Consider the following 22,091-nt stretch of genomic DNA (forward strand, 5'->3'; position numbering starts at 1 on the left):
TTCAGGCCATGCGATAGGCGAAATCGCCATCGCTGCCCAACTCGATCGTCAAGCGCTCGATCGGCGCGTCCTGGGCCATGCGCTCGAGAACGTGCTGGGCAAGCTCGGGCATCAGGGTGCGGGACAGGATGTTGTCGATGTTGCGTGCGCCGCTGTCGACCTCGGTGCACCGTGCCGCGATGGCCTTGACCAAGGCGTCGTCGTAGCTCAGCTCGGCCTGGTGGTTGCGGGCGAAACGTTTGGCGATGCGCTCGAGCTTGAGGGCAACGATGCGCTCGAGGATCTGGTCCTGCACGGGGTAGAACGGCACGATGCTCAGGCGGCCGAGGAAGGCCGGTTTGAAGACGTGGTTCAGCTCGTCGCGCAGGCCTTCGACGATGGCCTCGGGGGTAGGCAGCGTCTGGGCATTCAGGCAGGTCTGCATGATGCGCTCGGTGCCGGTGTTGGACGTGAGGATGATCACCGTGTTGCGGAAGTTGATCTCGCGGCCTTCGCCATCGTCCAGCACGCCTTTGTCAAACACCTGGAAGAACAGCTCGAGCACATCAGGGTGAGCCTTTTCCACCTCGTCCAGCAGCACCACACTGTAGGGCTTGCGGCGCACCGCCTCGGTCAGCACGCCGCCTTCGCCGTAACCGACGTAGCCGGGTGGCGAGCCCTTGAGGCTCGACACTGTGTGGGCCTCCTGGTACTCGGACATATTGATGGTGATCAGGTTGCGCTCGCCACCGTACAGGGTGTCAGCCAATGCTAGCGCGGTTTCGGTCTTGCCGACGCCGCTGGGGCCCAGCAGCAGGAACACGCCGATCGGTTTGTTCGGGTCTTCCATGCGGGCGCGGGAAATCTTGATGCGCTTGCCGATTTCGTGCAGCGCGTGGTCCTGGCCGAGCACGCGTTCACCGAGCAGGGCAGGCAGGCGCTGCACGGTGTCGATCTCGTCACGGAGCATCTTGCCCAATGGGATACCGGTCCAACCGCTGATCACCTGGGCGATGGCGCCAGCGTCAACCAAGGCGTGGACCAAGGGCTGGTCGCCTCGCACGTTGCTAAGCTCGGCGCGCAGGGCGTTGAGCTGGGCGGCGTCGGTGTCCTTGGCGCTGTCCAGGGCTTTGAGTTGTTCGACCAGTTCCAGCTCCTGCTGCCACTGGGCGCTCAGGCGCTGCTCGTGCTCCTGCTCGGCCTGTAGGGCGGCCTGCAGCTCGGCCAGCCGCCGGGCATGGTCGTGGCCCTTGCCGGCTTCGTGGTCGAGCACGGCGATTTCGGCCTGCAAGTTGTCGATATGCCGACGGCAGTCTTCCAGCGCGCCGGGTTGCGACGACTGCGCCAAGGCGATGCGTGCGCAGGCGGTATCGAGCACGCTGACAGCCTTGTCGGGCAATTGGCGGCCGGTGATGTAGCGGTTGGACAGGCGTACGGCCTGTACCAGCGCTTCGTCCATCACCGCCACCTTGTGGTGCTCGCGCATCTTGCCCAGCAGGCCGCGCAGCATATGGATGGCCTTGTCTTCGTCAGGCTCTTCGACCTTGACTACCTGGAAGCGACGGGCGAGGGCGGCGTCCTTTTCAAAGTACTTCTTGTATTCGGCCCAGGTGGTGGCAGCGATGGTGCGTAGTTCGCCACGGGCCAAGGCTGGCTTGAGCAGGTTGGCGGCATCGTTCTGCCCGGCCTGGCCACCAGAGCCGATCAGGGTGTGGGCCTCGTCGATGAACAGGATGATCGGGTGCAGGCTGCGCTTGACCTCTTCGATCACCGCTTTGAGGCGGTTTTCGAACTCGCCCTTGACCCCGGCACCCGCCTGCAGCAGGCCCAGGTCGAGGGTGTGCACGGCGACGTCCTTGAGTGGGGCCGGCACATCGCCCTGGGCGATGCGCAAGGCCAAGCCTTCGACCACTGCGGTCTTGCCGACGCCGGCTTCGCCGGTGAGGATCGGGTTGTTCTGGCGGCGACGGGTGAGGATGTCGACCATCTGCCGCACTTCGAACTCGCGGCCCAGTACCGGGTCGATCCGGCCGTCACGGGCGCTTTGGGTGAGGTTGACGGTGTACTGGTCCAGGGCCGGGGTCTTGCCGCCAACCTTGCCGGCACCTGCCACTGGCGCCGAGGGGCTGGCCAGAGGGCTGGCGAGCCTGGATTCGGCACTGCTTTCGACCAGTGCGCTGAGGTTCAGGCGCAGGTCGTCGGCGTTGATCTTCTCAAGCTCAGGTGCCGAGGCGATGACCACCCGGCGCAGTTCGGCGTCGTCGAGCAATGCTTGCAACAGGTGCGCACTGCGCACCTGGCCCACCCCGTACTCGATCGACGCCAGCACCCAGGCCTGCTCGATCATGCGGGTGATGTGCGGGGACAGCGCCGGGGTGCGGGTGTTGCCTTTCTTGAAGGTACCCAGTGCGGTCACAAGTTGCGCCTGCAGGCGCTCGGCGACCACATCGTAGTGGCGCAGGATCAGCGGCAGGTCACTGTCGCTGTTATCCAGCAACTGCAGCAGCAGGTGTTCCACCTCTACATCGTAGTGGTGCTCCGACAGGCACAGGGCCGCCGCGCTTTCAGTGGCCGTGCGGCTGGTTTCGTTAAGCTTGGCGAACAGAGACTTCAGGTTCACAAGGCGACCCCATCGTAAGGAATGTGGAAGACGGCGCAACGCGAAGGCTCTGCGTCACGACCAGGGCGTTTGAGCCAGCCCAGCCAGCCCAGCGCGACATTGCCGCTGCGGCCCAGTTGGGCACGGGGCACGGCCTCGCGTTTAAGTAGCGGGGCGATTTCGAAATCAAGCTCGGCACCCACGTAAAAGCGCACCAGTTCGACCAGCTTGCGGTAGTCGTCCGTGCCAGGCTGGAACCGACGGTAATCGGCCAGCGCCAGGGGGCCGAGCTCGATGCGGATGCACGACTGGTAGTCCCACACGCGGTTGCCGGCCACAGCGCTTTGGCCAAGCTGGGCGTTCTTGCGGCCAAGCTGGGTGCACTGTTCGGGCTGCAGGTTCAACCAGCGGCCGGCGAACTGCCTGACCTTGATCGGCAGGGCGAAATAAAAACCGAGCATTCGCTCAAGGTTCAGCGCATTGCGTGGCTTCTGGCTGAGCAGCCCGGCGAAGTAGCTGAACAGCTCGCGGCGCAGCACCGGTTGCTGTCGTTCGAACTTCAACTGCTGGGCACGCGGGCCCAGGCCGACCAGGTTGAGCAGGTAGCCATCGAAGCCCGAGGTACCGTTGCGCTCGTGCTCGATATGGAATTTGTACTTTTGCCAGGCTTCGTAGAACAGCGTGGTCATGCGGTGCGAGAAAATATCGAGAAACGCGTGGGCGGCATCGTCTCGGTACTGCACGTGGCGTTCGAGCAGCAGCTCGGTGTACGGGCGAGGCAGTACGCCAGACGGGCCCACCAGGCCCATGAAAGTGACCTGCACCTCAGACAGCGGCAGGCCGGCCGTCGATACCTTGCCCTCACGCTCGAACTGCAGGTCGCTGACCTCGCTGGCCGGAAACGCCAGCGACAGCTGGGTGCGAAAACGCAGCGGGTCTTCGTGAGGCCGGGTTGCCAGGTCCATGCGCCCGGTACGGCTGTAGTGCAGGCGAAGCAGGCGCACCAATTGAAAGAATTCGAATCGGTGCGGCTCGGCTCTGGCTTGATCGATCAGACCAGGGGCTGATCGCCAGTACGTGCTGGCCATTGGACGACTCTCTTTTCTCGTTGTTGGGTACGCAAGGTCAGTTGGGTGAAGCTGTTCATCGAGCAGTACTGGCCAAAGAAGTGGTCCAGCACCATGCCGAACAGGAACACACCGCTGCCGGTGAATTGGCTTTCATCGAAGGTCAGGGTGATGCCCACGCCACGCACGAAATTCGGCCGCGGGTGGCCGATACGCGCTACCACCGGCTCGCTGCTGATTGCCTTGATGCCGTTGATCTGTTTACGGATGGCCGACACGTTGCGGTAGTTGTACAGCGACAGCAGCTCGAGCAGCACTTCGCGGCCCTGGCTCACCAGCGACAAGTGGTTGAGCGACAGGTGCGCGATCAGCCGCCAGATCAGGCCTTTACCCATCGGCACGCGCACCGTGGCGGTGGGTTTGCGCAGGCAGCGGATATCTTTGATCACCGAGTTGGCCGGGATGTTGAAATCACCCCGTTCGCCACCGAACGGCAGCAGCAGGGGGACGTCGCGGTTGCTGCAGGTCAGGCTGATGCTCAGGGTGTCGCTGTTGCCGTCGATCAGTTCCAGGTCGCGGTCGACCACGCGAATGCTCATCGCCGTGGCATCGCCCTGGTTACGCCGGCGGGCAATCCAGAAGCTGTTGTGCGGGTCTTGCTCGCCACGCGGCTCGAAGAACGGCTGGCAGGTGCCGACGTGGTCGATGCCACCGAGCTTGCGCACGCGCCGTACCCGGTCGATCGAGACCACTTCCGCCGCATTGTGCAGGCGAATGTCCGGGGTGACCGGGTATTCGTGCTGGGTGTGGGTGAGCTTGATCGGCTCGGCCTGTTGGCGGAACAGGTTGATGATCGGCGTGCAGTTGAGCTTGAAATTGTTGCGACCGATGTTCTGGGCCAGCCGCGCCAGGCGCTCGCTAAGGTCGTAATCGTTGAAGTAGAAGTTGATCTCGACCTGCTCGATGGCTTTGCCCTGCAGGATGCGGGCAAAACCTGAGAGGTCGAAGAACATGAATTTGTCGGGAAACGTGAAGTACTCGTGCAACAGGCGGTAACCGAGGAATGAGCGCTCGGAATAATCCACCAGGCCTTCGTCACGGGCATAGCCCACCGCCTTCAGGGCGTCGGCGGGCAGCGCGACTTCCCGGCTGCGGCCTTCATCCTGGAAGCTGAGTGTGGCCTTGGCCAGGTTGTTGAACAGCAGCTCGTAGAGCTGGTGCATCAGTGTTGCTTCGCCATCGAGGAAAAAGCGCAGGCGGTCCAGCTCCATCTGGCCAAACAAAGCGTCGCCGGTGGCTTCCAGGCGGATGCGCAAGCGCGCCACCAGATCGGCGCTATGGCCGTTGAAGGCCGAGCGTTCCATCTCGGCGAAGGAGGCGTGTTGCACGGCAACCGGCCACAGCTCCACCGGATAGCAGGTGCGGAACTTGCACACGACGCCTTCAACGGCGTTGGCGTGCAGCTCGGTGTGGCGCGCCACGCGGTAGGCTTCGGTGACCTTCTCCTGCTTGCCAAGGCTGAGCTCGGCGATCGACATCGACGGGGTAGGGCGCAGGTAGTGCGGGTACAGCACCTCAAGGAACGACTCGACAATCTCGGGGAACTCGTCATCGAGCTTTTTGTGCACCCGCGCCGACAGGAACGAGAACGCCTCGATCAGGCGCTCGGTATGCGGGTCCTCGCAGTTGTCGCCCTCGATCAGCAGCCGCGAGGCGATTTTCGGGTACTGCGCAGCAAACTCCTGGCCGAGGAAGCGCAGGTGCGACAGTTCCTTTTCGTAGTAGGGCAGCAGTTCGTCGAGCATCAGTTGAGGTTCTGCACTTTGTATTCCTGGGTGTTGACCTGCAGCACGGCGTCGAACGACACCTGGCGGCTGATGTCCTGCAGGCGCAAAACTGCGTCCACGCGGAAGGTCAACATGCGATGGCCGTTTTGCTGGGCCAGCAGCTGTACGCGCACCCGACGAAAACGCCGGTCGCCGGTACTGATCGCGCGCTCCAGCTGTTGCTGGATCAGCCGCCGGTCGTGCGGGTCGAGCACGCTGCGGCTGATGAAATCGGGCATGCCGTATTCGAGGATGGACCCACCGAGCTGGCTGAAACCTTCGATCTGCTCGGCGACCAGGGACTGGCGGGTATTCACCAGCACCTCCAGGTCGCGCACGATGCTCGCCTTGTATTCGGCCAGCGAGCAGGTGCGCTGCACAGCCGGCTCGGCCGACTGAAACGGACGGTCGTCCAGCAGCCGGTCGAGCAGCGAGGGCAGCAGGCGGGCCTGATTACTCATGTGTCATCCTTGAACACGCAGGCCGGTTAGCCGCGAGCGCCTTGCGGCAGCTCTGCGACCAGGCGCAGCGAAGCGGTCAGTTCGTCGAGCTGGTAGTGCGGGCGCAGGTAGGTCACGGCCTTGTACACACCTGGCTTGCCTGGCACCTCGAACACCTCGGCACGGGCTTCGCGCAGCGGGAACTTGGCCTTGGCCTCCTGGCTGGCGGTGTCGTCGAGCAGCACATAGCTGGCCAGCCACTGGTTGAGGAAACGCTCGACGTCCATGCGCGAGGCGAAGCTGCCGATCTTGTCGCGCATGATCGCCTTCATGTAGTGGGCAATGCGCGAGGTGGCGAAAATGTACTGCAGCTGAGCCGAGAGGCGTGCGTTGGCATTGGCGATGTCGGTGTTGTATTGCTTCTGCTTCTGCGCCGACTGGGTGCCGAAGAACGCGGCGTAGTCGGTGCCCTTGCAATGCACCAGCGGGATGAAGCCAAGGTCCGACAGCTCTTTTTCACGGCGGTCGGTGATGGCGATTTCAGTTGGGCATTTGAGGGCGATTTCGCCGTCATCGGTCTTAAAGGTATGGGTTGGCAGGCCTTCTACCAGGCCGCCACCTTCGACGCCGCGGATGGCCACGCACCAACCGTAGCGCGAGAAGGCATCGGTGACGCGGGTGCCCAGGGCGTAGGCGGCGTTCATCCACAGGTATTTGTTGTGGTCACGGCCGTCGACGCTTTCGACGAAGTTGAATTCTTCCACCGGAGTGGTATCAGGGCCATATGGCAGGCGGCCGAGCACATGCGGCAGGGTCAGGCCGACATAGCGCGAGTCCTCCGAGGCGCGGAACGACTTCCACTTGGCGTATTCGACCGTGTCAAAGATTTTCGCCAAGTCACGCGGGCCGGACATGTCGGTGAACGAGTCCCAGCCAAACAGCTCGGGCGAGGCGGCCGAAATGAACGGCGCGTGGGCCGCAGCGGCCACGTGCGAGATCTCTTCGAGCAGGTACATGTCTTCGGGGTTGCGGTTGAATTCGTAGTCACCGATCAGCATGCCGAACGGGGCGCCACCGAAGGTGCCGTACTCTTCTTCGTACACCTTCTTGAACAGCGCGCTCTGGTCGAATTCGCTGGCGGCCTTGAGGTCGCGCACCAGGTCCTTCTTCGAGGCGTTGAGCAGGTGGATCTTCAGCGTGGTGCTGGTTTCAGTCTGGTCAACCTGATACTTCAGGCCGCGCCAGGAGGCTTCCAGCTGCTGGAATTCACGGGCGTGCATGATCTCGTTCATCTGCTCGGAGAGCATCGAGTCGATCTCGGCGATGCGCGCGTCGAGCACGGCGATCAGGTCTTTGCTCGGGGTCATCTCGCCCTCGAGCACCTGGTTGACCAGCTCACCGATCAGGTCACGGGTGCGGTTGCGCTCGGTGTCGGAGCGGGCCACACGGCTTTGCGAAATGATGCTGTCGAGCAGCGAGGCCTGCGGGGCGAAGGTTTCCACCTCGACCAGGTCGGTGTCCTGTTGTGGCAGTGTTTGCTTGTCGGTCATCGTCTGGCTCCTGCTTACTCTTTGCCATCGGCGGCGGGGACGGCGGCTTCGCGACCGAATTCCTTGCCCAGGGTTTTCAGCTTCTCGGTGTTCTGCAGCACGTCCATCAGCAGCTCTTCGAGCTTGTCGTTGCCGCCCATCTTGTTGCGCAGGTCGGCCAGCTTGTTACGCACTTCCAAGAGCTTGCGCAGCGGCTCGACTTGCTTCACCACGTTCTGCGGCTCGAAGTCTTCCATGCTGTTGAAGTTCAGCTCCACGCCCAGCTGGGTGCCGTTCTTGGCCAGGGTGTTGTCGACGCGGTAGGTCAGGCGCGGCTTGATGCCTTTGAGCACGCCGTTGAAGTTGTCGCGGTCGATGAAGACGAACTTGCGGTCCTTGAGCTTGGGCAAGGGCTCCAGCGGGTTGCCGGAAAAATCACCCAGCACGCCAACGACAAAGGGCAGCTCCTTTTTCTCGATCGCATCACCGATGTCCACGTCGTAAGTGATGTGAACCCGCGGCGCGCGAACGCGGTCGAGTTTGTGCTGGGTACTTTCCTTCTTCGCCATCGTGTTCTCCAGTGCGAGCAATTCGCTGCGAATCATGGCGCGGCCCGGCGGGGCCTGCGCGTTACAGTCCTTCGATCGTCAGCAGCAGGCGCTGACGGATTTCGTCGTTCATTTCCAGAATGTTGTCGCGGCCCACCAGCTCTTCGAAACTGGTGTTGCCGGCAATTTGCGTGCTGCTACGGATGACCGAATCGTCGGGAAGTTCCGAACGCACCGGCGAGCTGATGACGCAGAAGGGCAGGTCGCCCATGCCTTTGAGGCGCTCGAAGCTCAAGCCAAAGCGCAAGCCTTCGAACAGGCGGCCAAGGCCAGGCGACTTGCTCAGGCAGTAGAACAGCATCAGGTAGTGCACCACGAAGCGGTACAGCTCGGCGCTACTGCGGTTGGGGTCGCTGATGACATTGCGAAAGCGCGCCAGCTCGAAGCCCTGAAAACCCACGACCCAGCGCACAGGGCTGGTGACGCGGATGACCTGCCCGCTGGGGGCCAGGACCTTGTCGTATTCCAGGGGGAACAATTCGGGGGTGGTGCTGATGAGGTTAAGCGGCACTTCCAGCTCGCTGACCAGCTGGAAAGGCGTGGCCGAGCCGATGCGTTCGTACAGTTCGATAAGCGACTGGAAGTGGCCTTGGGTTTCGCGCCCGCTGCTGCGTTGCGCACCCTGCAGGTATTCGCCGAACAGCGTTTGCGGACGGATCAGCGGCGCCACAGTAGCGAGGTAATCGGCCGCCTGCGCCTTGAGCGCATCGGAAATTGCCCGCGTTTGGCTACGCAGCTTGATCAGTGCTTCGACATCAAACGTCTGTGTCATCGGTACATCGTCCATGAGCCTTTTGAATCGTCCTGATACGCCGCTGGCGTGGACTGGAAACTCGGTACTGGCACATGAATATCGTGTTGCCAGTAATGCCGTGTAGGGCACCCCACGTTGGAAGAAGTTCCTGTGAGGGCCGCGATTTTTTCCCTGTTTGTGACGCAGCGCAATGATGTCGCATTGATATCGGTCAGGGGTTTTGAGTGCGTAAAATCTGGGCTCGGGCCCGTGGGGAAGGGGCTTGAGGCCTGTGAAAACAGCTGAAAAAGAGATTGGAAAATATTTTGCAAAAGGTGAAGCAGGTCGCATTTCTGGGTGGCCCTGGTGGTGCTGCGAGGGCTTTACCACGGGCCTTTCAATGATGGCAATGCGACGGAATACGCCGCATGTGGCAGCCTGGAGCAAGGTGTTCATACTCCAGCAACCGCATAGTTGAGCTGCGTGTTCGGCAGGATGACTGGCACGGGCTGCGCCCTTGATCGCCGGCAAGCCGGCCCACAGGAGGGTGAGGTGTGGGCTTTGGATATTTGACCCAGGCCGCTATTGGCACGCTGGTCGCAACCGCTTGAGCGTCATGTGCGCCGACGATTGTGGCACCGCTTGCCTGGTTCTTTTCCAGTATTGATGAGATTTGTCCAAGGGCAGTCCACCCCTGTGGGAGCCGGCTTGCCGGCGATCACCGGCAAAGCCGGTGCCATCCCACCTCGACCGTGCCGTTCGGCGGCAGGTCGTGGCGTTGCTACCTACCGTCCACCTGGACGCAAATAGTCTTCTCCCCCACAACTTTGCACGGCCAATGGTCGTTGATGTAGGAATCGGGCGTAAAGCATATGCGCTCATCGTTCACCCAGAACATCTGCCATGCGGAGCCTGAAATACGGAGCTTTGGGCAAGACCAGTAGCCCTTCGCAGAGAGTGTGGCCGTGGTCGCAATGATCATGGCCGGGGCAGCGCAGCACATTATCGCGAACATCAACTGCAACGACCGGATTTCGAAGGTGTGAAGCCTGGACTTTTTGGGCGGGTCGAATTTCTGACCGGTCCATACCGCGAAGGCGCAGACAACGAGCGAGTAGGGCGTCCCCGGAATCGCCGCGAGTACGAAAAAACTCATGAGCGGCGTCTCCACAACGGGTGCATTTCTGTAGAGGCGCCCATAAAGCGGCAGCAGTTCGGTCCACAGCACGTAGAACGCAAGTGCGCACACCGCTAGCATGCACAGCGCAAAGCCGATGGCCACGCAGCGAAAGAGCAGCGGGGATCTGACATGGAGTTCGGGATGAGATTTCATGATGAGGTCAGCGTTCCTTGCTGTCCTTGATCGTTGATTTTGCCAGAGCCTGTCTGGCGTTGTTGTCAGGGGCTGACCAGGTCAGCAAAATGGGCCAATGGATGAGAGCAAGCTTTTGCAAGGAGCCAGCATGATCGACCTGAGAAGCCCGGACGCAGTCCTGAGCGAATACGCCCAGCGCTACATCGATCTGGTCCCCGACGTATCCCCCCAGTTACAGCAGCGCATGGAGTACATATACGATCCAGACCCGCCTACATTGCCACGCATCAAGCCAGCCTGGCTTAGCGACAGGCCTTGCACGCTTTCACGCGAACAAGCACTCGACCGCGCACAGGGCGCACTGCTGGGCCTGGCAATCGGTGATGCGGTGGGGACCACACTGGAGTTTCAGCGCCGCGGTCAGGGCCAGGTTACAGACATGGTCGGTGGTGGCCCATTCCGTCTGGCGCCCGGCGAGTGGACCGACGATACCAGCATGGCGCTGTGCCTGGCCGATACTTACGAGGCCAAGGGCAGGTTCGATTTCGCGACTTTTGCAGATGCACTGGTGCGTTGGTACCGCCAGGGCGAGAACAGCGTCAATGGGCGCTGTTTCGACATCGGCAATGTCACTCGGCGCGCGCTCGAAGGGTTGGAAGCTGAGGGCCTTGCTTGGCAAGGGAATGCCGAGCCCTCGACCGCTGGCAATGGTTCGTTGATCAGGCTTGCGCCCACTGCCATTTTTTGGCGCCACTCGCTCTCGGCGACTTGGCGAGAAAGTGCCACGCAGAGCACGGTCACGCACAGCGCGCCCGAAGTGCTGCAGTGCTGCAGCCTGTTCGGCGCGCAGTTGCATCTGGCACTCAATGGCGCCGACAAACACGAGGCGCTGGCAGCCAAAGTGCGCCCGCTGAAGCCTCGGCCGCAGATCATCAATGCTGGCGAATACAAGCTTAAATCTCGAGAGCAGATTCGCTCTTCTGGCTATGTGGTCGACACCCTCGAAGCAGCGCTCTGGGCGGTTTGGCACACTGACAATTTCAAGGATGCGATTCTGCTCGCGGCCAACCTTGCCGACGATGCCGACAGCGTGGCCGCCACGGCGGGGCAGTTGGCGGGTGCCTTGTACGGGGTATCGGGAATGCCGCCCGAGTGGGTAGCCAAGGTGGCCTGGTCGCAGCGTATAGGTCACTTGGCAAGGCGCTTGTTTGAGCATTCGCCGGCAACTGACGAACTCGATGAGCTGGTGTATGCCGACAACTGATGCTCAAGCCTTCCTCTGGTGAGCGGCTCGCAGAACGGGATCTTGCGCCACGTCGTTGAGGTACGAATCACTCCCAGGTTTGCTGCTTTCTACAAGGGGCTTCGGGTTGGGGGCGAATAGGGTGATTTATTAGTAGGTAGCAAATAGACTTATGTTTACCACGGATAGATTTTTTGCAAAGATTTGGTCGGCCTGGACGCTGGTCGTAATAGTCACTGTACTTATGATCGGTCTGAACCCAACGCTTTTCGCTATACCAGCATTCATTGTGGTGGTCGCAATGACGCTGTGGTGTATCCATTGTGCTTATCGGACTGAGTACTTTGTAAGCTTCGCGAATTTGCGCGTGTTCTTCAATGTGTCGTGTGCGCCAATGTTCGCGTCGTTGCTGATATTGGGTATTACGTTCAAGAAAATGAAGCTGAGTGCGCCAGCGTCGTTGATGTTAGGCCTCGCGCCTGTCGTGTTGGTGTTGTTGGCCTACGCGGCAGCTTATTACTGGCGCAGCAAAAATGACATTCTCCAATACAAAGGGCGCCGCGTTGAATCCATAGAGCCGCCTCAGCAAGTTAGTTGGTGGCAGGCAGGTTTGGCCGCGGGCTTGAGCAGCGTAATTTACCCCCTGATGAAAAGTCATGACGTGCCGGCCACCGGGTTGATCTATTTCCTTATGCTCATCTCTGTGTATATGGTTTTTTATAATCGCGACAAGATCAGTGCGCTCAGAGACCTGAAAGCGCGCGAGGCGAAGGAAAACGGTCATTACATTTTCATGGACATTGAGGCTATTCAGAGCATGCGGGCTGCCTCGTGGCTGGGTAGGCTATTTGCCGTGCGGGCGCGCTAATGTTCACTGTTGCAGGGAGTCATTATTCTGACTGATGTTCTTTTAGTAGCATCTTCATGATTGGTCCCGCCATCGTTGGGGTTGGCGCTGGCTGGAGCGCAGGTGTCACTATCTGGCTGGCATGACTGAAGAAGTGGTTTGCACAATTACCATGTCGTTATATATGGTTTTTTGATCGCCACAGTATTGTGCTTGACCTGTTGCCACGCCCCGAATATCACCACGCGTGATGCAGTCAGTATCCAAAATCTGAAAGGGGGGCTTAACGTTCCGCTATGTTGCAAGAGGGTCAAGCTCGTTTAATAAGGAGCCGCAGAGAGATTTCGTGGCTCCTTTTCTACAGCTGGTTAGCGACTGTCAAATTGTACGCATACATTTTTGTCCCCAATACGCTTACAGGGCTGGTTGTCGTTAGTGTAGAAATCAGGCTTGAAGCAGTACCGCGCATCGTTTACCCAATATACCTTCCATGCTGATCCGGAGATCAGCAATTTTTGACACGGCGTGTACCCCTTTACCCACAAACCAAGCGTTACAAGTATAGCCAGTGCCGGCGCTATGCAAATCATTGACCATAATGTCAATTTGTAAGATTGATACTGGAATCGATAAAGGCGAGAGTTGATAGGCGGGTCAAACTTTTTGGCGCGCCAGCATGCGTAAGCGGAGGTTATGACGAGTATGGGGCTAACGGTGCACATGGCGATGAGCATAAAGCCCAAATAGGGTGTGACTACAATGGGTGTGTCTGTAAACAGGCTGCCGAATAGCGGCAGTATGTCGCTTACAAACCAGTTGGCTGAAAGGAGGCCTAAAGCAGCGGTCAATAGACAAATACTAAAAGCCACGAGGCGGAAGATATACGGTGAGCGCTCGTGAAATTCATAAGGGCGATGTGTGGTCATTGTTAGAACTTTGGCAGATTGAAAGTCGGGACGGAGGGCATGGACGGCAGCTCAGGCAATGACGGCCACCCAGGTAAATTGAGGTCTCCAGGCTGCAATTTTCTAAGTGCCCAACGCTTGGCCTCGCTGTACAGGTTCTCCGCAATTTCACTTACAATGTTCGTGACGGTTTCTTCTGCGTATTTTTGCATGTCTTCAACGCTGATGAGGCTGGCCTGCTGGTGTAGATATTGAATGTTATCTACGGCGTAGCGGAGTCCGGCTTTAACAGAATTTTTTATCCCGTATTCGGCGTCGAGTACGTTAAGCCCCCAGCCCACTGCGAACACAACAGCCGCACCCGCGATCACCGGTGCGGCGGCGAAAGTGGCCATTGTGCCAATAGCAAGTCCAACAGCATATCCCACTGCTGTCGCAATCCCAGCTTTCACCAACTCCACCCCGATACCACCAAACAAGTCACTCATCACGTGCTCGTCGCCAAACGCCCACTCCGCGACTTCGATACCGACGGCTACATAGCAAGAGAGCTTAAGCGCCTTGAGGGAGGAACCGCGAATGCCGTATTTGCCGATGCCCATGCTGATCAGTTTTGCGTTCTGAATACCATAGCGCGGCGCATTGAGCGTTTTACGTAACCCAGGGTACCCCGTGATAATTACGTACTGTTTACCCTTGTAAAAGGTGTAGCGTATCTTGGTGAGTAAACCACCCATATCTCTAACGAAAGAAGCCGCGTTACGTGCATCCCAGGCGGCCATGGCTGCGGGAACGCCCCATGTGGTATTCACAAACGTATGAGGCAGCCCGTTGTAGGCAGACTTGACACTTTGCCCGATGCCGCTCAGCAGGTCTGCCTGTGTGCGAGTGCATACCTGCGGAGGCTGTGTTACGGCGTGTGCTTGCGGTGTGGAGCGGTCCTGTGCCTGGAAAGCTTCAATCGGCATCATCACCATTTCCATGTGGTTAGAATCCATCTCCCGGTCAAGTTGGCTGAGTTGGCTCTCACTCACGCTCATCGCGGTTCTCCCTGAAAAATTCGCTATGTGCTGCCTCATGGCTATGCGCAGGGAGCCTACACCTCAGACGTCAGCCAGAGCAAACTCATGGTCATGACGTCATGTGATTTCAGCTTGGGTGAAAGGGAGATGGCTCAATGGCATCATTTGACAGCACCGGCGAACCACGTTTTCATTGGTAGATTTCCAGCTTGATGCAGGATGCATTGAAATGATTACGGACGCCCTCGAGTCGATGCTCACGCAGAATAAACGCCTGTTCACCTTCGACTCACCTTTGCCTCCCGAACAAGAGCTCCAACTGCTTAGTTTCAGCGGCCGCGAGGCGATTTCGGAACTCTTCAGCTTCCAGGCAGAACTCATCTCCCAGGATGCTCGGATCGAGCTCAAGAAACTCATTGGCAAGAAGGTAACTGTAGGCATCGCGCTTGCCGATGGGAGTACCAGATACCTCAGTGCGCATGCGTCTGACTTCGTGCATACCGGTGCCGACGGGGGGATTGCTAACTACAGCGCAGAGCTGGTGCCATGGCTCTGGATTCTCAGCCGTCGCCGTGATTCGCGCATCTTCCAAGACAAGACCACCGAGCAGATCGTCAAGGAAGTCTTCGACTACTACCTGACCTTGGCCGACCATGAATTCCGCCTGAGCCAACCGCTCAAACCGATCAGTTACTGCACGCAGTATCAGGAATCCGACCTGAATTTCGTGCTGCGTATGCTTGAACATGAAGGTCTGTTCTTCACTTTCGAGCATTCTCAGGAAGGCCATCGCATGATCATCAGCGATGACAGCAGCATCCTTCCGCAGTTGGAGCGCCAGCCGCTGATCCGTTACCACAGTGCGTCGGTAACTGAAACAGCAGACTCGATCACCGCGTGGTCTTCGGCGCGGCGGATGCAGCCAACGCGCTTGGCTCTAAAGTCGTTCGACTACAAGCAACCTGCCAACCCGCATCTGGTACAGCTGAATTCCGTCAACCAGCAGGGCGAGGTCGGCCAGTACGAAGTCTTCGAATACGAAGGCCTTTACGGCTACGCCGATTCAGATGAGGGCCTGCGCAAGGCTCGGCGTCGGCTCGAGGCAATAGAGGTGGACGGCAAGACATTCCACGGCAAGAGTAATTGTCGCGCCATGGAGCCGGGTCATTACTTCGAGCTTAGCCAGCATTACGATCACGACAACGACACTCCGGACGATCGCCAGTTTCTTCTGCTATCCGTCACTCACTGGGGGCGTAACAATTACGCCAATGACGGTGAGGCAGGCTACGGGAACAGCTTTACCTGTATCCGGCGCAAAATCCCGTTCCGCCCGTCATTGAGCACGCCTAGGGCAGGCATCTCCGGGCCCCAAACGGCCATCGTCGTCGGCCCGCCCGGCGAAGAGATCTATACCGACGAACTGGGGCGTGTGAAGCTGCAGTTCCACTGGGACCGCAACGGTGAGTTCAACGACCAGAGCTCCTGCTGGGTCCGCGTGGCCCAGTCCGGTGCCAGCGGCGGCTTCGGCAGCATCCAGATCCCCCGCGTCGGCGATGAAGTGGTGGTGGTGTTCCTCGACGGCAACCCAGATCGCCCGCTGATCATGGGCAGCCTGTACAACAGCAGCAACACCCCCCCATGGTCGTTGCCAGCGAACAAGACCCAGAGTGGTTTCCTGACCCGTTCGATGAAGGGCGACGGCGGTACCGCGAACTTCTTCCGCTTTGAAGACAAGGCCGGCGCCGAGCAGATCATCATGCACGCCGAGCGGAACATGGACACCGAGATCGAGCTGGATGAGAAACATGAAGTGGGGAACAACCGCACGATCACTGTTGGCGGTACGCACAACGAAACGGTCAAGAAAGACACCGTGGTGAAAGTGACCGAGGGCTCCTACACCTTGCAGGTCGACAACCAGTTCATTCAGGTGGCGGCCAAGCAGCACATCATCCTGAAGGTCGGCGACAGCAGCATCACGCTGACCCCTGAAGGCATCCAGATCAAGGGCAAAGTCATTACCACCACCAGTACCGACATCACCAAGATCACTGGCGCCCCGGTGCGGATCAACGACTGAGGCCAGGCTCATGTACAAACCCTCGATCTACGACCGTATCTCCGCCAAGCGGGAAGCGCTGGAAGAGGAGGCGCGCCTGGCCAAACTGGCAGAGGCATCCTCGGTACTCGAGCCGGAGCCTGAGCCGGAACCCGAACCGGTACCTGTGGCGCTGCGGGACGTGGCCAGCGGGTTTACCTTCGGTGGCTTCAACCTGCAGTTTCCGGCCGGCTTTCGTTTTCGCGACATCCAGACCACCCTCGAGCATGAAGGCGAACCTGTCTCGCTAAAAATACGGCGCCGCGATGCGCCCGCGCAGCAAACCTTGGAGCAATTGTTCGACGCCTCGATACAGGCGCTGCGTGAGTCGAACTCGACATTGCGCGTGATCCGGCAGCGTGATTGCAGCCTTGCCGGCAATGCAGCCAAGGTCCTGGATTTCCATTTTTCGGCCGGCCTAGAGCAACGGCACGGCAGGCTGGTTGGGGCTCTGGTCCCAGTCGAAGGGCAGGACAAATTGCAGTGGGTCGACATCTCGTGTGTGGTCGACCCCTCCAGGCCAGCGCTCAGCCTCTGGCTGATCCAGTTTGACAGCATGCTGGCAGGCCTTGTCGGCAACTGAGGCTCAACCTTTTTCGTTATCAGGAATTTTCATTACATGGACTATCAACTGCAGGAAGGCGGCATCGTGTTGCCAGAGGGCTTTCAGGACCGCACCGTCAACATGTTCGTATTGGGTGCCAGTATTCCTGCTCCCTTGAGTATCACGGTTTCCAGGGACAACCTTTTGCCGGGGGAGGCGTTGAAAGCCTACGTCGAACGGCAGGTGAAAATGCTTTCGTCAAAGCTGCGCAACTACTCGCTCCTGGGCACGAAAGCCGTCACCCTGTCGACCACAGCGCCCATCGAGGGGCTGCAGATCGATGCGTACTACATCAATGAAGGCCGCCCGTTTTACCAGCGCCAGGCCGCGTTTCTGCTGACGCCTGAACGCGCACTGATTTTCTCCACCACAGCCCAGGCAGACTTCAGCCCTCAACAGAATCAGGACTGGCAAAACCTGCTGGCCAGCTTCCAACCCCGTACGAACGGTGGGACGACTACCGAGCCAAGCGAACAGGAGTAACCCCTCATGTTCGAAGCAGCCCGGTTCGGCGACGAAATCGCGCACACCAGTGCACTCGGAGGGTTCCTTCTTGGAGCCGCCCTGGGTATCGCGCTGGTGGCCACGGTGGCCATCGCCACCTTCACCTGTGGGTTTGGCGTCGCACTGCTGGCCGGTATGGCAGCGGGCGTCGGCGGTAGCTTGCTCACTGCTGCGGGGGAGGCGTGGGGGCGAAGTCGGTCATCCCCCTCAGGGACGATAGCCACCGCTTCACCCAATGTGTTCATCAACAGCCTCAAAGCCGCACGCGTTGAAAAAAGCATCGGCGCCTGCGACAAACACCCAGGGCCGGTGAAGATCGCCGAAGGCTCGACCAACGTCTTCATCAATAGCGTTGCGGCTGCACGCAAGGGCGACAAACTGACCTGTGGTGCGACCATTTCCGGTGGTTCGGACAACGTGTTGATTGGCGGTGGTACCTACCAATATCTGCCCGTGGACGACGAAGTCCCGAAATGGCTGCGCACGACCGTAGACGTGCTGATGGCCGTCGCCGGTGCCGCCGGCGGTATCGCCCAGCTGATCAAGGCCGGCACCCAGGCCGGCATGAAAGCCGTCATGCCCTGCGCCCTGAAGTTCACCGCAGGCTTTGTCGCCGGCGAAGTCGCCAGCCGTTACGTAGTTGAACCGGTAGCGCAGCGGGCCATGGGCGCCCTCACCGGTAACCCGGTAGACCTGACCACCGGCCGCAAACTCATCCCCGACGAAATTGACTTCAGCCTGCCCGGCCTGATGCCCATCGAGTGGTCGCGCTTCTACGCCAGCGACCTGACAGTCGACAGCGTGCTCGGCCGCGGCTGGGTATTGCCGTGGGAACAAAGCCTGCGCCGCAAGGGCAGCTTCATCTACCTCACCGACAACCAGGGCCGCGAAGTACCGTTCGTGACCCTGCAGCCGGGCGAACGCATCTACAACCCGCACGAGCAGGTGTACCTGGTGTGCACCGAGGGCGGCCACTACATTCTGCAGACGCTGGACAACCTGTTCTTCTACTTCGGCGAAGTACCAGACACCGACACCGACGTGCCGCTGCAGCGCATCGAAAACGCCCTCGGCCACTTCCTGCACTTCACCCGCACTGAGGATGGCAGGCTGACCGATATCAGTGCCACCGGTGGCACCCGCGTGCACCTGCATTACGACAACCCGCTGGGCCGGCTGACCGACATCAAGCGGGTGGTGAATAACGAAGCGGTCGAAACCTTGGCTCAATACCGCTACGACGAACACGGCCAGCTCAGCACGGTGATCAACCGCAACGGCGACACCGTGCGCAGCTTCAGCTACGCCGACGGCGTAATGGCAAGCCACAGTAATGCCCTGGGCCTGACCTGCCATTACCGCTGGGAAACCCTCAATGGCCAGCCGCGCGTGGTCGAGCACTGGACCAGCGACGGCGAACATTTCCATTTCCGCTACGACTTCATCCAGCGCATCAGCTGGGCCACGGACGTACTCGGCCGCGAGCTGGAGGTGCAGTACAACGCCGACCACCGCGTCATCGCCAGCCGAGACTACGGCGGCGAGCGCTACGCCATCGACCTGGACGATTTCGGCAACATGGTCGGCCTGACCCTGCCGGACGGCAACCAGTTGCACTTCAAGTACGACGAGTTCGCCCGTCTGCTCGAAGAAACCGACCCGCTGGGCCGCACCATCGCCTACGAATACCACCACCTGACCACCCTGGTAACCAAGGTCACTTACCCGGACGGCAGCACCTGGCAGGCGCGCTACGACGACAAGGGCAACCTGCTCGCCGAAATCGATGCGCTGGGCCAGATGACCGAGTACCTCAACGGCGATGATGGCCTGCCGCACACCATCATCGATGCGACGTACAAGTCCAAGCACCTGTGGTGGAACACCCTGGCCCAGGTCGAGCGGTATCAGGACTGTTCGGGCAAGAACACCTATTACCGCTACGACGAGCGCCATCACCTGGTGGCCGTGACCGATGCGTTGAACCAGACCACCATGCTGGAACGCAAACCGGATGGGGAGGTGGTCAAGATCGACCATCCGGACGGCACGGCAGAGACGTTTACCTACAACGTCTACGGCCAGGTGCTGAGCCACACCGATGGTAAGGGCCAGACCACGCGTTTGCTGCGCACCGCCCGAGGCCTGCCGAGCAGCCGCCAGGATGCCAAAGGTCAGCAAGTTCGCTATGAGTACGACAAGGCCGTGCGCCTGACCGCGTTGGTCAACGAAAACAGCATGCCGTACCGCTTTGCCTACGATGCGTCGGACCGGCTGGTGGAAGAAGTGCGGGTGGACAACCTGACGCGGCGCTTCACCTACAACGACGGCGGTCATCTGACCCGGCTGGATGAAATTGGTTACGGCGAGAACGGTGAACAGCCCCAGCGCGAAACGCTGTTCGAACGCGACCCCATTGGCCGCCTGATGGCCAAGCTCAACCGTGATGCGCGACAAGACTATGCCTATGACGATGTTGACCGGTTGCTGAGCATTGAGCGGCAACCCAGCGGCATCGGCAAACAACTCGGCATTACCGAAGAAAAGCTGGAATACGCCTATGACCTGCTGGGGCGACTGACCCAGGAAATCACCCCACAAGGCGTGCTCGGCTACGAATACGACCCGCTAAGCAACCTGACCACGCTGACTTTGCCGGACGGGCGCAAGGTCAACCACCTGTACTACGGCAGCGGCCACCTGCACCAGCTGAACCTGGACGGCCAGGTCATCAGCGACATGGAACGCGATGATCTGCATCGCGAGGTGTATCGCACGCAGGGCAAGCTGACCAGTTGCTTTGGCTACGACGCCATGGGGCGCAAGGCGTGGCAGTTTGCTTCGACCCTGCCGGCGGAAAAGCTGTCGCAAGTGCAGAACCCGGGCATCAACACCTCGCTGCTGGTGGAGCACGCCTACAACCCGATTCACCGTCGCTACCAGTACGACCCGGCGGGCGAATTGGTGCGCACGCTGGACAAGCTGCGTGGCGAGATCAAGTACGAATACGAAGCCAACGGCCAGTTGCATAGCCGCGATACTGGTTCCCTCATTGGCAGCGAAGAGTTCCGCTATGACGCTGCGGCCAACCGCTTGGACTTCAATGCGCGGCAATTGGAGAAAGTCAAAGACAACCGCCTCAAGCGTTGGCGGGATCAGGAGTACCGCTACGACCCGTGGGGCAACCTGATCGAGAAGCGTTCGGGGCATAGTAAGTTGCAGAGCTTTAGCTATGACTGCGAGAACCGCTTAGTGCGGGCTGAGACACTGGTCAATGGCAAGGTGGAAAGCACCGGGACGTACCGCTATGACAGCCTGGGGCGGCGGATTGCCAAAACCGCTGAAATCGGCGGCACCTCGGAGCAGAAGCACTTCCTCTGGCAAGGGCTGAGGATGCTGCGTGAGGAGACGCCGGAGCAGAGCATTTTGTATCTCTATGAGCCGGGTAGCTATGCGCCGTTGGCGCGGGTTGACCAGGCGGAAGGGGATGAGCAGAAGATCTATTACTTCCATACCGATCAGATTGGTACGCCGCTGGAGCTGACTGATAGTCAGGGCGAGATTGTCTGGCAGGCGACGTATCGGTCTTGGGGCGCGATTGAGCAGCTGACGATCAATGAAGTCGAGCAAAATCTGCGCTTCCAGGGCCAGTACTTCGATGATGAAAATGATCTAAATTACAACACTTTCCGATATTACGATCCAGAAGTAGGCAAATTTACTACTCAAGATCCAATTGGGAAAAATGGAGGACTCAACCTTTACCGATATGCACCAAATCCATCATCGTGGATCGATCCATGGGGATGGATGGCATTTTGGAAACCTCTAAAGCCTGACGGAATGGGGCATCACCCTTTTCCGCGTGCTCATGCGAACACTCACGGGTTCCCTGAACTGGGTACTAAACTTGATTCCCCATCATGGTTCCCTAATGAGATTGAAGGCTCTGATAAATTGCACCAGGAGTTTCATGACGCGATTAGAAAAGAAGGAGTACCTTTCAACAGGAAGTTTGAGGGAACTACTGAGGGCCTAGTTAAAAAGCTGGATAAGGCATATGAGGGTTTCCCTCAAAAAGGAACACTCAAAATCCCACGTTCTGGTGAGGTTCTTGCGAAAAACGTAACAATCGGTGAGGCTCTTACCAAGTCTCTGGGTAAGGCTTCGAGTAGTAATTCTGCAGGAGGGTGTGGTTAATGAAAACAAAAGCTAATATTCAGTTGTTTTCCCCAGGCATTGTGTTGTTTGACCCGCTGGTATTGTCAAATTTCTTGAAGCATAATGGTGTTACAGATTCAAACGTGTTCGAGCAGTTTATTCAGGATGAAAATTTGGGTAGGGCTGCTGTTGAAAACGGCGTGATTTGTCCAATGTATCAAATCTCAGAGCAGGATTACTCAGTTTTCATTGAAAACGAAAATGATGCTAAGTATGAACTGCCAGTGCCAAAGTTTTCTTACTCTGATTTTCCGATCAATATTAAATCAGGCATTATGATTGCGTCTGATTTAAATGCTCTTTTGGATTGGGATGATGACTTTTTCTTGAGTTACAGGAAGAGGTACGAGTCCCGACTTTCGAGTAATGATTTTCTTGAAATCGAATCAGGCCTTTACAATTTGACAATTAATGGATACGTAGGACTTCGGAGTCCTTTCGCCAACTGCGGCTATGGTTTGATTTTTCAAGCGGTGGACTGCTTGCCCGCTGTTTCCAAGGATCGTTCAGTAGACGACTTGGATTATGAGTTGGCCGGTTAATAGCAA

General features: G+C 58.9%; 16 protein-coding genes. 7 read left to right on the forward strand and 9 right to left on the reverse strand.

Annotated elements, in window-relative coordinates:
* Position 1: 1 nt before the first annotated feature.
* The 8 genes from tssH to ABRP30_RS12005 all read right to left on the reverse strand — a co-directional run bounded on the left by tssH (position 2) and on the right by ABRP30_RS12005 (position 10,114).
* A complete protein-coding gene (gene tssH, locus ABRP30_RS11970; RefSeq protein ID WP_349974195.1) occupies positions 2-2,599 on the reverse strand; it encodes a type VI secretion system ATPase TssH in 2,598 nt (865 codons plus the stop codon).
* Positions 2,596-3,666: a type VI secretion system baseplate subunit TssG gene (gene tssG / locus ABRP30_RS11975; RefSeq protein WP_267823535.1), complete on the reverse strand. Its 1,071-nt coding sequence runs from the start codon at positions 3,664-3,666 to the stop codon at positions 2,596-2,598. The genes tssH and tssG overlap by 4 nt, the downstream gene beginning before the upstream one ends.
* Positions 3,630-5,450 (reverse strand): type VI secretion system baseplate subunit TssF, encoded by a 1,821-nt coding sequence (tssF, locus tag ABRP30_RS11980; protein ID WP_349974193.1) that lies wholly within the window; start codon positions 5,448-5,450, stop codon positions 3,630-3,632. The genes tssG and tssF overlap by 37 nt, the downstream gene beginning before the upstream one ends.
* The gene (tssE, locus tag ABRP30_RS11985; protein ID WP_012314368.1) at positions 5,450-5,932 is read right to left on the reverse strand and encodes a type VI secretion system baseplate subunit TssE; all 483 of its coding nucleotides are present in this window, start codon (positions 5,930-5,932) and stop codon (positions 5,450-5,452) included. The genes tssF and tssE overlap by 1 nt, the downstream gene beginning before the upstream one ends.
* 26 nt (positions 5,933-5,958) lie before the next feature.
* Positions 5,959-7,461: a type VI secretion system contractile sheath large subunit gene (tssC, locus tag ABRP30_RS11990; protein WP_012314369.1), complete on the reverse strand. Its 1,503-nt coding sequence runs from the start codon at positions 7,459-7,461 to the stop codon at positions 5,959-5,961.
* A gap of 14 nt (positions 7,462-7,475) precedes the next feature.
* Entirely contained in the window at positions 7,476-8,009 is a 534-nt protein-coding gene (tssB, locus tag ABRP30_RS11995; protein ID WP_012314370.1) for a type VI secretion system contractile sheath small subunit, read from the reverse strand.
* A 61-nt stretch (positions 8,010-8,070) separates the two neighbouring features.
* On the reverse strand, positions 8,071-8,820 hold the full coding sequence (locus tag ABRP30_RS12000; RefSeq protein WP_349974191.1) for a hypothetical protein: 750 nt from the start codon (positions 8,818-8,820) through the stop codon (positions 8,071-8,073).
* A gap of 742 nt (positions 8,821-9,562) precedes the next feature.
* Positions 9,563-10,114: a hypothetical protein gene (locus ABRP30_RS12005; protein ID WP_267823541.1), complete on the reverse strand. Its 552-nt coding sequence runs from the start codon at positions 10,112-10,114 to the stop codon at positions 9,563-9,565.
* A gap of 130 nt (positions 10,115-10,244) precedes the next feature.
* Between ABRP30_RS12005 and tri1 the strand changes: the two genes are divergently transcribed.
* Positions 10,245-11,360: an ADP-ribosylarginine hydrolase Tri1 gene (tri1, locus tag ABRP30_RS12010; protein WP_349974190.1), complete on the forward strand. Its 1,116-nt coding sequence runs from the start codon at positions 10,245-10,247 to the stop codon at positions 11,358-11,360.
* Positions 11,361-11,583: 223 nt separating this feature from the next.
* Positions 11,584-12,207: a hypothetical protein gene (locus ABRP30_RS12015; RefSeq protein WP_267823545.1), complete on the forward strand. Its 624-nt coding sequence runs from the start codon at positions 11,584-11,586 to the stop codon at positions 12,205-12,207.
* 907 nt (positions 12,208-13,114) lie between these two features.
* Here the strand turns inward: ABRP30_RS12015 and ABRP30_RS12020 are convergent.
* Positions 13,115-14,131, reverse strand: a complete 1,017-nt coding sequence (locus ABRP30_RS12020) for a hypothetical protein (protein WP_241807112.1) — start codon at positions 14,129-14,131, stop codon at positions 13,115-13,117.
* Positions 14,132-14,342: 211 nt separating this feature from the next.
* Between ABRP30_RS12020 and tssI the strand changes: the two genes are divergently transcribed.
* The 5 genes from tssI to ABRP30_RS12045 are packed head-to-tail and all read left to right on the forward strand — an operon-like array spanning position 14,343 to position 22,085.
* Positions 14,343-16,196, forward strand: coding sequence for a type VI secretion system Vgr family protein (gene tssI / locus ABRP30_RS12025; protein WP_349974189.1), 1,854 nt, complete (start codon positions 14,343-14,345; stop codon positions 16,194-16,196).
* Positions 16,197-16,206: 10 nt separating this feature from the next.
* The gene (locus ABRP30_RS12030) at positions 16,207-16,797 is read left to right on the forward strand and encodes a hypothetical protein (protein ID WP_349974188.1); all 591 of its coding nucleotides are present in this window, start codon (positions 16,207-16,209) and stop codon (positions 16,795-16,797) included.
* A 36-nt stretch (positions 16,798-16,833) separates the two neighbouring features.
* Complete coding sequence (locus ABRP30_RS12035; RefSeq protein WP_349974186.1) at positions 16,834-17,301, forward strand: DUF1795 domain-containing protein; 468 nt, start codon at positions 16,834-16,836, stop codon at positions 17,299-17,301.
* Between the two features lie 6 nt (positions 17,302-17,307).
* Entirely contained in the window at positions 17,308-21,522 is a 4,215-nt protein-coding gene (locus ABRP30_RS12040; protein ID WP_349974185.1) for an RHS repeat-associated core domain-containing protein, read from the forward strand.
* Entirely contained in the window at positions 21,522-22,085 is a 564-nt protein-coding gene (locus ABRP30_RS12045) for a hypothetical protein (protein ID WP_349974184.1), read from the forward strand. The genes ABRP30_RS12040 and ABRP30_RS12045 overlap by 1 nt, the downstream gene beginning before the upstream one ends.
* The last annotated feature ends 6 nt before the right edge of the window (positions 22,086-22,091 follow it).

The sequence above is a fragment of the Pseudomonas sp. WHRI 8519 genome (genome assembly GCF_040224055.2).
GTDB lineage: Bacteria > Pseudomonadota > Gammaproteobacteria > Pseudomonadales > Pseudomonadaceae > Aquipseudomonas > Aquipseudomonas putida_X.

Bases quoted from the DNA above. Each gene is read 5' to 3' on its own strand.
- tssG (WP_267823535.1), bottom strand. From the start codon at position 3,666: ATGGCCAGCACGTACTGGCGATCAGCCCCTGGTCTGATCGATCAAGCC.
- tssF (WP_349974193.1), bottom strand. From the start codon at position 5,450: ATGCTCGACGAACTGCTGCCCTACTACGAAAAGGAACTGTCGCACCTG.
- tssE (WP_012314368.1), bottom strand. From the start codon at position 5,932: ATGAGTAATCAGGCCCGCCTGCTGCCCTCGCTGCTCGACCGGCTGCTG.
- tssC (WP_012314369.1), bottom strand. From the start codon at position 7,461: ATGACCGACAAGCAAACACTGCCACAACAGGACACCGACCTGGTCGAG.
- tssB (WP_012314370.1), bottom strand. From the start codon at position 8,009: ATGGCGAAGAAGGAAAGTACCCAGCACAAACTCGACCGCGTTCGCGCG.
- ABRP30_RS12000 (WP_349974191.1), bottom strand. From the start codon at position 8,820: ATGACACAGACGTTTGATGTCGAAGCACTGATCAAGCTGCGTAGCCAA.
- ABRP30_RS12005 (WP_267823541.1), bottom strand. From the start codon at position 10,114: ATGAAATCTCATCCCGAACTCCATGTCAGATCCCCGCTGCTCTTTCGC.
- tri1 (WP_349974190.1), top strand. From the start codon at position 10,245: ATGATCGACCTGAGAAGCCCGGACGCAGTCCTGAGCGAATACGCCCAG.
- ABRP30_RS12015 (WP_267823545.1), top strand. From the start codon at position 11,584: ATGATCGGTCTGAACCCAACGCTTTTCGCTATACCAGCATTCATTGTG.
- ABRP30_RS12020 (WP_241807112.1), bottom strand. From the start codon at position 14,131: ATGAGCGTGAGTGAGAGCCAACTCAGCCAACTTGACCGGGAGATGGAT.
- tssI (WP_349974189.1), top strand. From the start codon at position 14,343: ATGATTACGGACGCCCTCGAGTCGATGCTCACGCAGAATAAACGCCTG.
- ABRP30_RS12030 (WP_349974188.1), top strand. From the start codon at position 16,207: ATGTACAAACCCTCGATCTACGACCGTATCTCCGCCAAGCGGGAAGCG.
- ABRP30_RS12035 (WP_349974186.1), top strand. From the start codon at position 16,834: ATGGACTATCAACTGCAGGAAGGCGGCATCGTGTTGCCAGAGGGCTTT.
- ABRP30_RS12040 (WP_349974185.1), top strand. From the start codon at position 17,308: ATGTTCGAAGCAGCCCGGTTCGGCGACGAAATCGCGCACACCAGTGCA.
- ABRP30_RS12045 (WP_349974184.1), top strand. From the start codon at position 21,522: ATGAAAACAAAAGCTAATATTCAGTTGTTTTCCCCAGGCATTGTGTTG.